Raw genomic sequence first — 15,092 nt, forward strand, 5'->3', positions numbered from 1 at the left:
ATTTTTATGGTGATATGGAATCTTTGTTAGAAATTCAACTTCGATTGTATTTCAAAATCGAAGCTGAATTTCCATATTGATTTCACATCTTCATTTAAAGTGATTATTTAATGATCATTACACTGCCCTTATAAACCTTACCAGTGCTATCATTAAGTTGAATGATGTAGTAATAATTACCAATAGACATTAATTTTCCATTATAGTAGCCATCCCACTGTTGGGTGTATCCAGTATTTTTGAACACCTCAATTCCATCACTATTATAAATTCTAATAGTACTCTTAGGATAATTGCCCATTCTATCGATTTCCCAAGTATCATTGCTTCCATCGCCATTGGGTGTGAAAGCCGTTGGAATACTTAGTTCGATTTCCATATTAGCCGTCACGGTGATGCTGAAATTAGCTTCAAATGCATTGCCACCACTATCTTCTGTTCTTACTCGTATTTTCAGCCTGCTATTATAATCGAAATCCAATGGTTTACTTGTGAATAATTCATCATCAATTATTTGAAAATAATCATTATCATCATCCCCTTCTCCGCTCACCAGTTGATAGGTAAAATTATCAATTACATCTGCATCAGCAGTGGTGAAATACCCTACTTCTGTTCCGCTTGCGTCTGCTTCATGTAGTTGAGTATTGCTTAAACTTAATGATGATGGTGCATTATCATTGACATTTTCAATTGCAACACTAATCTCGCTTACATTACTAGTATTTATTCCATCCGAAACAGTAATTCCTAAAGTGAACTGATTTACTTTTTCATAATCTAGCGCACCGGAATTATTAACTACAAGCAAACCAGTATTCTCATTTATGCTAAATGCATTTTGATCGTTACCTGAAATTATTGTCCAATTGGTCAGTTCAGTATTACCATCCTTATCAGTAGCTCTAATCATTCCTAACTCAGTTCCTATTGGCTCATTTTCTGCAATAGAGAAACTTATATTATTTTCAATTATAGGTGCTAAATCATTCAAATCTGTTATTTGAATAACAATTACTGCTACATTACTTTCTAGTTCACCATCGGTTACTTTCACATTTAATGTGTAAGTACTTCTAGTTTCAAAATCCAATGCAGCACTATTATTTACACTCAAAACCCCCGTGTTTGGATCTAATTCGAATGCATCATCAGTATTGCCGCTCAAAATTTCCCAATTCCCAAGTACGGATGCCGCGTCTGCATCTGAAGCCACTATTTGACCTATATTAGTCTCATCAGATAAATTCTCTTCAATTGTGAAGCTTTGATTTTCAGCAATTCCAGGTTCGTTGTCATTGATATTTAAAACATTGATGGTTATTTCAGAACTGAATTGATGAACACCATCACTAGCGATTACCTCTGCTACAAATTGAGTCTTTCTCTCTGCATCAAGCAAAGAAGAATTCAATACTTTGATAATTCCATTGTTTGCATCAATAGCAAAAGCCTTTTCATTTTCTTCACTAATTAGATTCCATGTAAATTGTTGTTGGGTACCATCCGCATCTGTGGCTTTTACAGTACCCACTAAGCTATTTTCTACTGAATTTTCATTTATGCTAAAGCTTTGATTCGCTGTGATTACTGGTGCATTATCATTCAAGTTATTGATTTTAACTAGTACATTTCCTGCTGCTGAAGTGTTCGCTCCATCTTGAACTGTTAAGGTCAAAGTATAAGAACCTACTGCTTCATAATCCAAGTCAGTAGCTTTTACTGATAGCTCACCGGTATTGGTATCAATCTGGAAAGCCTCATTCGTATTGCCAGCTGTAATCGTCCATTTCTCATAAGTAGTACTACCGTCTGCATCGTTTACAGAAACTGATCCTACTACCGTATTCTCAGCACTGTTTTCATCAATATCGAATGACTGATTTGCTGCGATTATCGGTGCATTATCATTCAAATTATTGATGTCAATTGATAATTCAACTGCTGCTGATGTATTCGCTCCATCTTGAACTGTTAGCGTCAAAGTGTAATTACCCACTGCTTCATAATCCAAGTCAGTAGTCTTTACTGAGATTTCTCCAGTACTTGCATCAATCTGGAAGGCTTCGTTGGTGTTACCCGCTGTGATGATCCAGTTTTCGTAAGTAGTCGTGCCGTCTGCATCGCTTACCGAAACAGAACCTACTACTGTATTTTGAGCACTATTTTCATCTATATCGAATGATTGATTAGATGCGATTATCGGTGCATTATCATTCAAATTATTGATGTCAATTGATAATTCAACTGCTGCTGATGTATTCGCTCCATCTTGAACTGTTAGCGTCAAAGCGTAATTACCCACTGCTTCATAATCCAAGTCAGTAGTCTTTACTGAGATTTCTCCAGTACTTGCATCAATCTGGAAGGCTTCGTTAGTGTTACCTGCTGTGATGATCCAGTTTTCGTAAGTAGTCGTGCCGTCTGCATCACTTACCGAAACAGAACCTACTACTGTATTTTGAGCACTATTTTCATCTATATCGAATGACTGATTAGCAGAGATTATCGGGGTATTGTCATTTTGATTGTTCACATCAAGGGTCAATTCTACTGCTTCAGAAGTATTTGCTCCATCTTGAACTGTTACCGTCAAAGTATAAGCTCCCACTGCTTCATAATCCAAGTCAGTAGTTTTTACGGATAGCTCACCGGTATTGGCATCAATCTGGAAGGCTTCGTTTGTATTTCCAGCTGTAATCGACCAGTTTTCATAAGTAGTCGTGCCATCTGCATCGCTTACCGCAACAGCACCTACTACTGTATGCTGAACACTGTTCTCATCAATATCGAATGACTGATTAGCAGCGATTACCGGTGCATTATCATTCAGGTTATTGATCCCAATTGTCAAATCCACTGCTGCTGCAGTATTTACTCCGTCTTCAACTGATACTGTTAAAGTATAAGCAGCTACTGCTTCATAATCCAAATCAGTAGTTTGTACTGAAATCTCGCCTGTATTGGCATCAATCTGGAAGGCTTCGTTCGTATTGCCTGATGTGATCGTCCAGTTTTCATAAGTAGTGCTGCCATCTGCATCGCTTACTGCAACTGTACCCACTACCGTATTTTGAGCACTATTCTCATCAATATTAAATGATTGATTTGCTGCAATTACTGGAGCATTGTCATTTAAATTATTGATGTCAATTGTCAAATCAACCGCAGAAGAAGTGTTCGCTCCATCCTGAACTGTCAAAGTTAAGGTATAAGCACCTACTGCTTCATAATCCAAGTCTGTAGTCTTTACTGAGATTTCTCCGGTATTGGTATCAATTTGGAAGGCTTCGTTCGTATTTCCAGCCGTAATAGTCCAATTCTCGTAAGTAGTTGCTCCGTCTGCATCGCTTACTGCAACTGTACCCACTACCGTATTTTGAGCATTGTTCTCATCAATATTAAATGATTGATTTGCTGCAATTACTGGAGCATTGTCATTTAAATTATTGATATCAATTGTCAAATCAACCGCAGAAGAAGTGTTCGCTCCATCTTGAACTGTTACAGTTAAGATATAAGCACCTACTGCTTCATAATCCAAGTCTGTAGTCTTTACTGAGATTTCCCCGGTATTGGCATCAATTTGGAAGGCTTCGTTTGTATTCCCTGCCGTGATGGTCCAATTTTCATAAGTAGTGGCTCCGTCTGCATCGCTTACTGCAACTGTACCCACTACCGTATTTTGAGCACTATTCTCATCAATATTAAATGATTGATTTGCTACAATTACTGGAGCATTGTCGTTCAAGTTGTTGATTTCAATAGTTAAATCAACAGCTGAAGAAGTGTTCGCTCCATCTTGAACTGTTACAGTTAAGTTATAAGCACCTACTGCTTCATAATCCAAATCAGTGGTTTTTACTGAAATCTTTCCTGTATTCGCATCAATTTGGAAGGCTTCGTTTGTATTCCCTGCCGTGATGCTCCAGTTTTCATAAGTAGTGCTGCCGTCTGCATCGCTTACTGAAACAGTTCCTACTACCGTGTTTTCTGCACTATTCTCATCAATATCAAATGACTGATTAGCAGCTATTATTGGTGCATTATCATTAAGATTATTGACCGAAATAACTAATACTTTTTCAAAACTGCCTCCAAGTTCATCTGAAGCTTTTACTTTTATGCTTAAACTTGATTTGCTTTCATAGTCGAAGCTGCTGCTGCTAACTAATTCGCCATCAACTATTGAAAATAGATTATTGTCAGTATCACCCTCGCCACTGGTCAATGCGAAAGTAATATTCATGTCCTCATCGATTCCGGAAACATGTAATTGATCTAAGACTGTACCAGCTGTACTATTTTCATCAATGTCATTTACAGTAATAGAAATATCTGCATCTTGGTCAAATGAAAAAACTCTGCTATGCAGGATACTTGGCGACTCTTCATCTTCGTATCCTCCATATTCTACCACAAAGCCATTAAGGCTATATCCACCAGGCAGATCATTCCACTTTCCATTTTGCGTGGAATATAATTGCATATAGTGTTCGCCCGATGAATTATTTGGTTCCCCTGGATTCCAATTAATAAAAGCATCCCCTACTGCTACTGGTGAAGCGTTGCCGTTTGAAATAGCTACTCCCTTTTCTGGTCCACTCACCCAATACCATTTCCCTTCTGCACTAGCTTGACTTGCATACAATGTGGAACCAACTGCAGCATTTATGAAATTGTGGTCATCTGATCCTGCAATCCACCCATCACTAGCTAATTTATTTTCAATAAAGTCATTTTCATTTTGCGAAGTGACTGTCGCTAAGTATCCTGGCAATCCTAAGAATGTCATAGCTTCCGCTGCTGTCTTTGCCTGAGCCCACGTTTTGCTACCTGATATATATTGATAATAGTGATCTTTGCCATTTACTTTTAGACTGATACTATTCTCTAAAATAAATGCAATTGTTCTGTCATCCATATTTGAAGAACTAGAAGAGAACATCACATTTCTAAATATTTCTTGCCAAACTGCTGCACTAGCAGTTCCGGTGAAATTTAAACTACCGCTATTAGCGTCAAAGTTAGCTGAAATACCTGAAGGCAAATCAATTCCTGATTGCAGCTTGTCACCAGTTTGATAGCCCGTGTTAACATAAACTTTTGGGTCTGTTATATCACCACTACCAGTGATTGTGACAGACTCATCAACTTTACTATTGAGAGCATACAAGCTGCTTTTTGCGCTAGCAGAACCTCCTAATGCATATGGAAATTCCACAGTTACAGTTACTTTAGACCTTGCGGATTCACATCCATCAACAGTCTGACTTACCCAGTATTCGCTAACTCCAACATTATTTGTAGAAGGAGTTATTTCATGAACAACACCAGTACCTCCGTTTTCAGCATCATAGTAAGTCAAATTTTGACCTGTAATATGTGTGCTTAAAGCGGCAGCTGTTTCATCAAGATTATATGTGACATCCGTTGATACAGGCGCACTAACAAAATTGATGGTTAAGCTTGCATTCTCGGAAGTTGAAGAAGTATTACATGAAGAAGAATTAATAACACATCTGTAGAGGAAGCCATCCATACCCAAGGTGGCCGCAGAGATATTCAATGTACTGCTTGATGCATTACTGTAAGTGTTATCATTTACTAAATCCACAAAACCCGACCCTTCATTCACTTGCCACTGATAGGATAATCCTCCTCCCGTAGCAGTTACACTGAAAGTTGCGTTGCTGAGGTCACACGCAGAAGCATTGGATGGCTGTGACTGAATCCCTGGATCATTATTTAAATCTTGAAAATCCTTAACACCATCCTCATCACAATCGGGAGCTCCTGTATCTTCACTATCGGAAGTCCCATCATTATTGGAATCTTGATCTCGGTAATCAGGTATTTCATCACCATCAGTATCTTTATTAGTATCAGATGTATCTAACTCTTGGCCATTTGATATTCCATCACCGTCACAATCTAAGTCGGGATCCAAAGGCATGGCAGTAATCAAAGGTGAATAAACATAAAAATAAGTACCCGACACATTTTGTAAATAGTATGTTCTTAGGTAATGATCTTTAAATTCATCTGCTGCATCTACATTTACGGTATAGTCAAGTGCCTCATTGGTAAAATCAGTGGCAACACCATTCCATAATACTTGTTTTGTTGCGTCTGCATCCCCTACTGAAGGTAATTGGTTAGTCAAGGAATAAACCAAACCATATTCTTCAACACAAGTCTGTGTTAAACTTGCTTCAATTTGTAAAGTCTCTCCACAGGTGCTCTGAGTTGTTAGAGTTCCAGTGAAATTAGTAGGAGTATAGTTTAAGTTAAATGGGTTAGTATAACCAACAGGAGTTTCCACCATTGAGGAGGTTGAAGTCGATGTTTTATAAACTCCAGGCGATAAGGGCTTAATTGGTGCGACTAATGCTTCGTACCATGTACTAGAATAGTTTCCCGCATCAATGGCTACAGTTAAAGAGTAATTTTTTCCAAAGTTTTTATTAGCATTGAGCCAATTTAGCACCTCAGTTTGAGTAGCTGCATTATTTGCAAATGCATTAGCTGACATTGACTTATCAGAAAGGTTAATCCAATCAGTAAATCTCTGAAAGTCTCCATCGCTAGTCGTAAAACCGGCAGCATTGGTATAGGCGTATGTTTGTCCATTCACGTTGAATACACCATCCTGGTCGTAGTCAATATAAAGTCCAGCTTTTGCAGAGCCAGAAACAGACCCTCCACTACTATTGTTATGATAGTGAAATACAATGGCGTACCAATGACCACATCCATCATTGGCTATCCATACCCCACCTGAGTGGGCTTGTGCTCCTACCCAAGTAAGAAATAGGATAATTGTAAGTAATAATTTGTTTTTCATGGTAATTCTATTTTTGATTACCACAAAAAACCACACTCTTTAAGAATTAAGATTATGTGAACTACTGAAATACAAATTTAGGTGTATCACCTATAAAACAAGCAGGAATGAATATCAACGAAGATATCAAATGCATACACATTATTAATACAATCCTTAAAAGCTAGGCTGTAAAAAATTTGTCTGGAAAATTTAGATTCATATCGGATTGTGGGGCACCTTCTTAAGATGTAAATACTAAAGTATATGTAAAGATGCTCTACAGGATAGCAGTCCACCAATAGGCGATTTCCTTATTACTTGAGCAAATAAAAATTTACCCACCCGAGTAAACCACACCAAACAACGATTGAAATCTTCAAAAACCAAGGTAAAAAACAGTTGTAATACTACTTAGCAATTTTTCAGTTTATCAATACTCAACTTCAAAATAATTGAGTAAATGAATTCAGAGGCTCCAAAAGCTTAGTACGAATAAGGACTTGTACATTATGTAGTTGTTTCAAAGTTCAGCGTGCTTAAATCTGGAGGGATTGCTTTTTTGATTACAATAAAAGCAAATAGCATTAAACCTCATGCATTACGGTTTTTTTTTTGTCAACGAATCCTTCTCTCCATTCTGCTATCACGATCAGGGGCACCTGTCAAACGAGGTATGACTTGCTTCAGAAATGCATCAAATTTCTCAAGCTGCTCATCATTGCAAAGCGATTTCACATCGTCTAGATGAAGGTAAGTGGTACTTAACTTCTTAGATTTTACATTCATAATTTCTTGAAAAGTTGCTTCTTGCTTGGCCAGATTTTCTGTAGCTGATGAAGATGACTGCAATTGACTAAAGTATTGATCAGTTAATTTACGCTCTTGATCGTTAAGCGTTCTAATTGCATTTCTATGCTTATCAACCATTTCTCCAAAAGAAGATTTTTGATCTTCCGTAAAATCAAGCTGCATAGCTATTTTTTCCTTGATCCCCTCTTTAGATCTGCTTCTGTCTGGTTTCAGTACAAAAAGTACTAGCATGGCGATGTTAATCACCAATAATACCAAAAATCCGATTTTATATATTTTATTGTTCATTTTCGTATAAGTTATAGTCAGTGGTTATTTGTGAATATGCTGAGTTATCCAGGTGTACATTATCTTTTCCTAAATAGTTAGAAGCTGCCCAGATATTAAAACTCAGGATAATGGCAATCATCGCTGCCATTTTTAACATGGACGTTCCTAACCCCCCCTTTGTATTCTTGCTTACATTTTTCTGAGCGGCAATCTTCGCTTGAATTTTTTGAAACCCATCTTCTGGAGCTTTAGCTCTTTCAATGTTTTCAACACTCTTTAATGCCCTATTTATTCGATCTTCAGACTTCATATCCATTTTGACGTAAAATTTTATTTTTTCCCTCGCTCTGGGAAGAATTTTTTTAGTTCTACTTTTAAATTTGCTTTAGCCCTTTGCACTAAAGACTCTACTGATTTCCTACTTTGCTCCATTATTTCTCCCACCTTTTTCTGTGGTAAGCCTTCAATTTGAGTTAGAATGAATGCAGTTTTCTGGTTTTCAGGCAGTGACTCTATTGCTTTAAATAAAAAAGCTGCATCTTCTTTGTTTTCCATTTGTATGCCAGGATGCACAAATTCAATGGAATCATATTTCATTTCACCTGATTCTTTTGAATAAAGAGAAGTGAAAATTCCAAAGCGCTTTTTACTATTTCTCTTCCGTATAAAATCTAATGCCTTATTCACAGCTATGCGGTAAATCCATGTACTAACAGCAGAGTTATGCTCAAAATTTGCTACAGAATTGTAAAGGGTCACAAACACATCTTGGAGCAGTTCTTCTGCATCTTCCGAATTTTTGGTATAGCTAATTAAAGTATTGTAAACCCGGTCAGCATACTCATTATACAACTGTTCCAAAGCTTCTTCACTTCCTTTTGCAATAGCTTCTAAACAGTTTTTTTCGTTAATCATAGGTTTAAAAAATCCAGCTTATGGATTCATAATTTACAATGTATAGCTCAACATTTTTACAACAAAGCGACATTTGTCACTTATTAACTTTCAAAACAATCTTTCCCTCAACCATGTAATTCTCGACCAGTTTATGGGCTTCTGCTGCCTCTTCTAATTTCATAATCTTTCCGATAAGTGGTTTGATTTGTTTTTCCGTCAAAAGCGTGAATAAAGCTTTTAAATCTTCCTGAAACCAATCAGGGTGTTTTTTTCTCTCCGAAGTGATCACATAAAATTTAGCATTGGGCTTTGTAGGAAGCAAATTCCAAAACAGGACCTTGAAAAAATCGAGGATTACATTACCCCCATTCCCGTCTGCCGAACTTTGGTAACCATAGGCGACTAAGGTTCCTTTCTTCTTCAAAAGGCTTAAAGATTTCGGAAAATAACTTCCACCAATTGGGTCAAATACAGCATCGATACCATTCGGTTCTTTCTCCTTGATTATCGCTTCGAAGTCTTCATTTTTATAGTCAATGGGAATTGCCCCCATTTTTTCTACTAACTCATTTTTACCTTTAGAAGCAGTGCCGTACATCTTCAAATTCATGAGTTTGCCTAATTGTATTAGTGCGGTACCTACAGCTCCTGAAGCAGCATGAATTAAAACAGTGTCTCCATTTTTCAACTTAGTAAATCTGTGCAGCATTTGATATGCAGTTAGGTAAGATAAAACCATACTTACGGCTTCTGCATTATCTAATTCTTCGGGGACAACTACAATAGATTCTGCCTTCAGGCAAATGTATTCAGTGTAGGCTCCAATAACGGTCAAATCCGCTACTTTTTGTCCCACAGTTACATTTTCTACTCCTTCCCCCAAAGCATCTATCACACCAACCAAATCGTAGCCTGGTGAAAAAGGTGGTTTATTTCTAACCGCTGGATAAATACCTCTACGAATTAATGTATCCGTAAAGCAGGCACTGGTAGTCAGTACCTTAACTCTTACTTCGCCAGCTTGAGGAATCGGGAGCTCCTTTTCTGTAACCTTCTTCAAGACATCTGGTGCCCCATATTCCGAAATTACCATTCTATTGTATTCCATCTTTATTTTTTTGTTATCTAGAGTTTTTAGTGAGCCATTTTCTAATCCTTATACTGACGAATATTTTGAGATTCCAGTTATAAATAATCTGTAAACTGCTATAAACTGCAACAAATACACTTTTAAGCTATATGAGTGGCAAACCATATCTGACCCTTTAATTTTTCATTCCTAAAAATATTTTCAATGGACAAGTAAAGTAAAAATTTGCTTGTTGTAATTTTGCACATGATTAATCTCTTATCTGAACACCATTATCTAAAATTCCGAAGTTGATAGGTAAATGTTAGCATAAAATAGCGTTGAAGAACTTGCGTTTGGCTTTCTTCCAGATATTGAGAAGTCACTTCTTGATTAAAACTTTGATTTTGACCTAGTAAATCAAAAACAGATAATTCTAATTCTCCTCTGTCGTCTTTCAAAAACTTTTTTGCAAGGCCCATATTCCACAGGGTGTAATTTGTATCAAAACTATTATTTATTCCAGTGTATTTCTGGTAAGAAGCTTCATTTCGAAATACAAATCCCTTTGGAAATATCAAATTGACCGTTGACCCAACAGTCTGTGTGTAATATTGATTGTTTGTTTTGGATTGTAAGGAGTTTAGAACACGACTTCCTGCGACCTGATAATAGACATTATAATCTATATTTTCACTAATATTACTCACTAAGCCCACCTTTAAATCAGCAGAATACGTCTCAGCTGTATTACTTACCCCATTGGTCAATCCTGGTAAATTAACATATCCAAGCCCTGCCGATAGATTCAAGTTATTTTTAATAGGAGAAATGAGCACTCCGTAGGTTGTATTATTTCGGACTGACCAATAACCATCGAAGTTGGTTGGACTTGTAATCTGAGCACCTTTTGTCAAAACAACTCCTCCAGCAGAGACAGAATCTTCTGCAATGATGGCTGTACTATTCCCAATATAATTATTGCTGGTTTTTATACTCGTTCTATTTGATAGCGTGGCGTTTATGTCAAAATAATTCTTTTGAAGTCGGAAATCTAAATTATGATTGTATGACAAATCTAGATTAGGATTACCAGCTGATAAGAACAAAGGATTACTATTATCTACCACCGTCTGAAGTTGGCTAGCACTGGGAACTGTGGTAGTGGCTGCATATCTTAGAAAGAAGTTACCGTCCTCACCTAATGGAAAGCGCGTAAGCAATGAAGGTAAAAAGTTACCAAAATTCTGATTTGACCGCTCATTAGTTAGAGACAATAAGTTGCTATTTTTTAAAGCAGCATATTGATAGGAAAGTCTGATATCAAAGATATTACCATATTTATTATTTGAATAGCTAATACCTGGTAAATGGGTTTGGTAAACGCTCTCAATCGTATTCGACAATTCACTACTAAACACCTTGGCTGAAGCGTTCTCTTCTAAAAAGAAAGTTTCGGTTTCAATATTCCGAACTGAATTATTAAAAGTGTAGCTGGCTGCTACTTGACCAGTCAGACCCACAGGCTCAGTATAAGTGACTGTTGCTCCTGTTGACAATTCATATTCTTCAGTATTGTAATCAATCAGTGAATCAAGTACTAAATCCTCATATAAACTTTCACGTGTGGTCGGTTGATATTTAGTATTTAGATCAAGGGATACTGTTCTACCTACCTTTTCGAATTTATGCTGGAAGATCAGGTTATTGGTGAAATTCAAAGAATTGTTAAAGCTGTTGTAGCTATTTGAAGTTTCATTCAATAGCTCTTCCTCATCGGTCAAAGTCTTACCAAAGGTAGTTTCATTGCTTTCATTATCCTGATAGCTAATTGCGGATCTAAGCAATAAACTATTATTCTCATTAAATTCATGGTTAAGCCTCAAATTCAATCGATGATTGGTGTTGTTAGTAGTCGTTTGTTGCTCTTCAGAATAAAATTGAGATCCATTAGTAAGAAAAGTTTCTCGACTCAATAGTGCGTCATTATTATTGATGGAGTTATTAAAAAAGTAACTTCCTTCGAAAGTCGTTCTTGTCGATAATTCATCACTAAAATTTAGACCAGAGGAATGAGTCGAAGTTATTCCATCTTGTGTCCCAGTAATGAAGGTCTGATCTCCTCCTCTGCGCGCTCCACCTCTGTTTCCACCAGCGCTGACTCCAATGAGATCCTCACTTCCAAAATTCTGCTGATTGATATTATTTGACATTCCCAAGAAAGTTATTCGTTGATCTCCATCGAAGAAATTAAGAGTGGCTCCAGCTTTGTACAATCCATTTTCTCCATATCCAGCATATAGTTTTCCAAATTGACCATTTCTCTTGTCTTCTTTGGTAACCACATTCATGGTTTTGGTGGTATTACCGTCATCAAAACCGGTTAGCCTAGCTTGGTCGCTTTCCTCATCATAAACTTGTATTTTATCCACTATATCAGCTGGAATAGTATTGAGAGAGAGTAAAGGATCTTGTCCAAAAAATCTCTTTCCATCCAGTAAGACCTGTTGTACACTTTCACCATTTGCAGTGACCCCATCACTGCTAATAACAATTCCAGGCATTTTGCTTACTAAGTCTTTGGCCGATGCATCTGGATTGGTTTTATAAGCTAAAGCGTTAAATTGAGTTGTATCTCCTATCTGCTGAACCGCTACCACTTTTCCCTTTACTACAACCTCATTCAAAGAGGTGACATCTGGTTCCAATTTGATAAGTCCTAGATCAGTATCAGGTAATGATATTCTAATAATTTTAGCGAAAGTCTTATAACCCACATAGGATATTCTTAATTTATAAAAGGCCTGCTCCAATTCGTTCATTTGAAATCTTCCTTCTGCATCAGCTACAGCATATTTGGAGCGTGCTGAATCTTTTACATTCACCAATAATACTGAGGCACCGACAAGCGGCAAACCATCTGAATTATCCTGCAATAAGCCAGACACAGAGATTGTCTGTGCCTGACTTTGAGCATTTAAATTTATGGCATTAATTGATAGTAAAATTACTACAAATAACAGCTTCTTTTTCATTGGTCTTCAGTTTCCATCTCTGAATCTCTGCCCTTTCTCTTGGCTCTTGATTGAGAAATACTTTCATAGATTTTATATTGTTCTTCGCTTAAGACATCCTTAACAAGTGTGTCTTTTTCTGTTCTAATGGCTTCCATTTTTTCTCTTCTACTCTCTCGGTCTCCAGAACTTCTTAACTCTTCCATGGTTTCCTCCAGCGTCACTTGAAACTCCTCATAAATACCATCTAATAAGAGCTTTTGATCGCTGCTTAGATCTTCAACCTTCTCATACAAAGCTTGCTTCTCTCTTTTGATCATTTCCTCTGGTCCTCCCCCGGGTCTACCCCCTCTGGGCCCTTGTGAAAAGGCACTGAAACTAAGGGTGAAGAATGCTACTACTGCTAAAAATTTTATCGTTTTCATTCTATTATTTATTTGATTCAATGGTTAGACGCGAAAAAAGAAAACATCCCTCGCCACCCTCGAAAAAAATAATTTTATAGCAATATGGATCTATTGCGAGGGAGAAGAAAATGCGTAGCGTCCAAAGAAGAAAAGAGTGTATCGTCCTAAAATTACTTTACTATGGTTCGACCTATGCAGTATGGTTCGATCCCATTAATGATTTTTTTCGCACTCATTTTTAGCAATAGAGAGAACCTTTACCTTGCTTTCAATATTTGAATTTCTAGCATTATATTTCCCGTGCCAGCTTCTCTATCAAGATCTAACAGCAAGGAGTATGAAGTGCTATCATTAATCTTTTGGGATCTGAAGTTAGAGAGAAATTCATATGAAAAACTGATCTTACTGTCTATTCAGCACTCATAATGTGCTATAAATATGTTTGCTTGTAGAGCTACTGAACTAATCATAGTTCGATGGTCAAGTCTTAGGTATTCTCTACGAAAACACGTAATATAAACAGTGACTATCACTTATAGACGTAGAGAAAATGCTTGCATTAGCGTTGACAGCTTGCTTTTTAATATTCGAATTAGCGATACCGCACACCTATTACAAACAGAACATTATAAACTACCTAAGGAGTAAGTGGTCTGGAAAATAATGTTAATTTTGTTCTTTTTCAGGGTATTTTAAGACTAGATAAATGCCAAAAAAAGGTATCGAATTAGACTTCGACACCCTCAAATAGATCATTTGTTTTCCTTAATCGATTGTTGGGGTACCAACCAATTCTTCTTTCGGATCGATTTCGAAAGGAAGATTATCGTCATGACTCCATTCTGTCCATGATCCATCATAATTTTTGACATTTTTGTATCCTAAAAGCTCACTCAGGACAAACTGAGTATGCGCTGACCTAACTCCAGTGTGACAGTAGGCTATAATCTTTTTATCTTTTGTTACACCTTTTGATTCGTACAAATACATGAGATCAGCCGCTTCTTTGAAACGAAATGATTCATCGTAATCTATGGTATTTGCCCAATCAATATGAATACTTTTTGGAAGTCTTCCAGCTTTTGCTGCTCCATTTTTTAGCATCTTTCCAGTGTATTCATCCAAAGTTCTGACGTCCAACAAGATAACATTCGGATCATCTAAGGCAGCTATTACTTCCTCTTTGGACGCATAATGCGCTATAGATTCCTTTGTTGAATCAAATACAAAAGGAGTAGTAATGCTTACTAACTGTACCGGTGTAGTATCAAGCGAAAAACCTGCATCAGTCCAGCCGTTCTTTCCACCGTTGATAATGCGTACTTTATCGTGACCATATCTTCTCAAAATAAAAACGAAGCGCAGTGCATCTACATTACCCTTCGTATCATATATAATAATCTCGTGATCGGAAGAAGCACCAAGACGAGTTAATAAAGTTTCCATTTTTTCTTTAGTGGCTATCATCCCTCCATAATCGTAGTCTTCTCGATTTTCGTATTCAGATCTCCAAATATTAAGCGCACCCGGGACATGGCTTGATTCGTAATCTTCTAATTTGGATACTTCAATTAAAGTAAAGGTTGCACTATTTTCAATCATTTGTTTTACATCAGTTGCCTCTACAAGGTAAGCATCATTATAATAATCAATTTTTGGAGCTTCTTTTTGAGCTGAACTATCTTCCTGCGAAGATTTTTGGTTTCCACATGCCACGATGATCATCAGGGCAAAAAGCGTTATTAGATATTTTATCGATGAATTCATTTTATTTTGGTTTTGCTACTGATTAAACT

General features: G+C 36.9%; 8 protein-coding genes. All 8 read right to left on the bottom strand.

The features are described from left to right. Positions 1 to 103: 103 nt before the first annotated feature. The gene (locus tag Q3Y49_RS01075; protein WP_303270361.1) at positions 104 to 6,847 is read right to left on the bottom strand and encodes a cadherin domain-containing protein; all 6,744 of its coding nucleotides are present in this window, start codon (positions 6,845 to 6,847) and stop codon (positions 104 to 106) included. 597 nt (positions 6,848 to 7,444) lie between these two features. Further along, positions 7,445 to 7,927 carry a hypothetical protein gene (locus Q3Y49_RS01080; protein ID WP_303270362.1) on the bottom strand — a complete coding sequence of 161 codons (483 nt, stop codon included), beginning with the start codon at positions 7,925 to 7,927 and terminating at the stop codon, positions 7,445 to 7,447. Continuing rightward, positions 7,917 to 8,225 carry a hypothetical protein gene (locus Q3Y49_RS01085; protein WP_303270363.1) on the bottom strand — a complete coding sequence of 103 codons (309 nt, stop codon included), beginning with the start codon at positions 8,223 to 8,225 and terminating at the stop codon, positions 7,917 to 7,919. The genes Q3Y49_RS01080 and Q3Y49_RS01085 overlap by 11 nt, the downstream gene beginning before the upstream one ends. Before the next feature lie 14 nt (positions 8,226 to 8,239). Further along, a complete protein-coding gene (locus tag Q3Y49_RS01090; protein ID WP_303270364.1) occupies positions 8,240 to 8,824 on the bottom strand; it encodes an RNA polymerase sigma factor in 585 nt (194 codons plus the stop codon). A gap of 76 nt (positions 8,825 to 8,900) precedes the next feature. Continuing rightward, complete coding sequence (locus Q3Y49_RS01095; RefSeq protein WP_303270365.1) at positions 8,901 to 9,914, bottom strand: medium chain dehydrogenase/reductase family protein; 1,014 nt, start codon at positions 9,912 to 9,914, stop codon at positions 8,901 to 8,903. A gap of 254 nt (positions 9,915 to 10,168) precedes the next feature. Further along, the gene (locus tag Q3Y49_RS01100) at positions 10,169 to 12,910 is read right to left on the bottom strand and encodes a TonB-dependent receptor (protein ID WP_303270366.1); all 2,742 of its coding nucleotides are present in this window, start codon (positions 12,908 to 12,910) and stop codon (positions 10,169 to 10,171) included. Beyond that, a complete protein-coding gene (locus tag Q3Y49_RS01105; RefSeq protein WP_303270367.1) occupies positions 12,907 to 13,314 on the bottom strand; it encodes a hypothetical protein in 408 nt (135 codons plus the stop codon). The genes Q3Y49_RS01100 and Q3Y49_RS01105 overlap by 4 nt, the downstream gene beginning before the upstream one ends. A gap of 747 nt (positions 13,315 to 14,061) precedes the next feature. Further along, positions 14,062 to 15,063: a sulfurtransferase gene (locus Q3Y49_RS01110; RefSeq protein ID WP_303270369.1), complete on the bottom strand. Its 1,002-nt coding sequence runs from the start codon at positions 15,061 to 15,063 to the stop codon at positions 14,062 to 14,064. Positions 15,064 to 15,092 lie beyond the last annotated feature (29 nt).

Origin of the sequence: Marivirga harenae, from assembly GCF_030534335.1 — a bacterium.
In the GTDB taxonomy this organism is placed as follows: Bacteria; Bacteroidota; Bacteroidia; order Cytophagales; family Cyclobacteriaceae; genus Marivirga; species Marivirga harenae.

Excerpts from the sequence above, each read along its gene's own strand:
- Q3Y49_RS01075 (WP_303270361.1), bottom strand. The coding sequence starts at position 6,847 with ATGAAAAACAAATTATTACTTACAATTATCCTATTTCTTACTTGGGTA.
- Q3Y49_RS01080 (WP_303270362.1), bottom strand. The coding sequence starts at position 7,927 with ATGAACAATAAAATATATAAAATCGGATTTTTGGTATTATTGGTGATT.
- Q3Y49_RS01085 (WP_303270363.1), bottom strand. The coding sequence starts at position 8,225 with ATGGATATGAAGTCTGAAGATCGAATAAATAGGGCATTAAAGAGTGTT.
- Q3Y49_RS01090 (WP_303270364.1), bottom strand. The coding sequence starts at position 8,824 with ATGATTAACGAAAAAAACTGTTTAGAAGCTATTGCAAAAGGAAGTGAA.
- Q3Y49_RS01095 (WP_303270365.1), bottom strand. The coding sequence starts at position 9,914 with ATGGAATACAATAGAATGGTAATTTCGGAATATGGGGCACCAGATGTC.
- Q3Y49_RS01100 (WP_303270366.1), bottom strand. The coding sequence starts at position 12,910 with ATGAAAAAGAAGCTGTTATTTGTAGTAATTTTACTATCAATTAATGCC.
- Q3Y49_RS01105 (WP_303270367.1), bottom strand. The coding sequence starts at position 13,314 with ATGAAAACGATAAAATTTTTAGCAGTAGTAGCATTCTTCACCCTTAGT.
- Q3Y49_RS01110 (WP_303270369.1), bottom strand. The coding sequence starts at position 15,063 with ATGAATTCATCGATAAAATATCTAATAACGCTTTTTGCCCTGATGATC.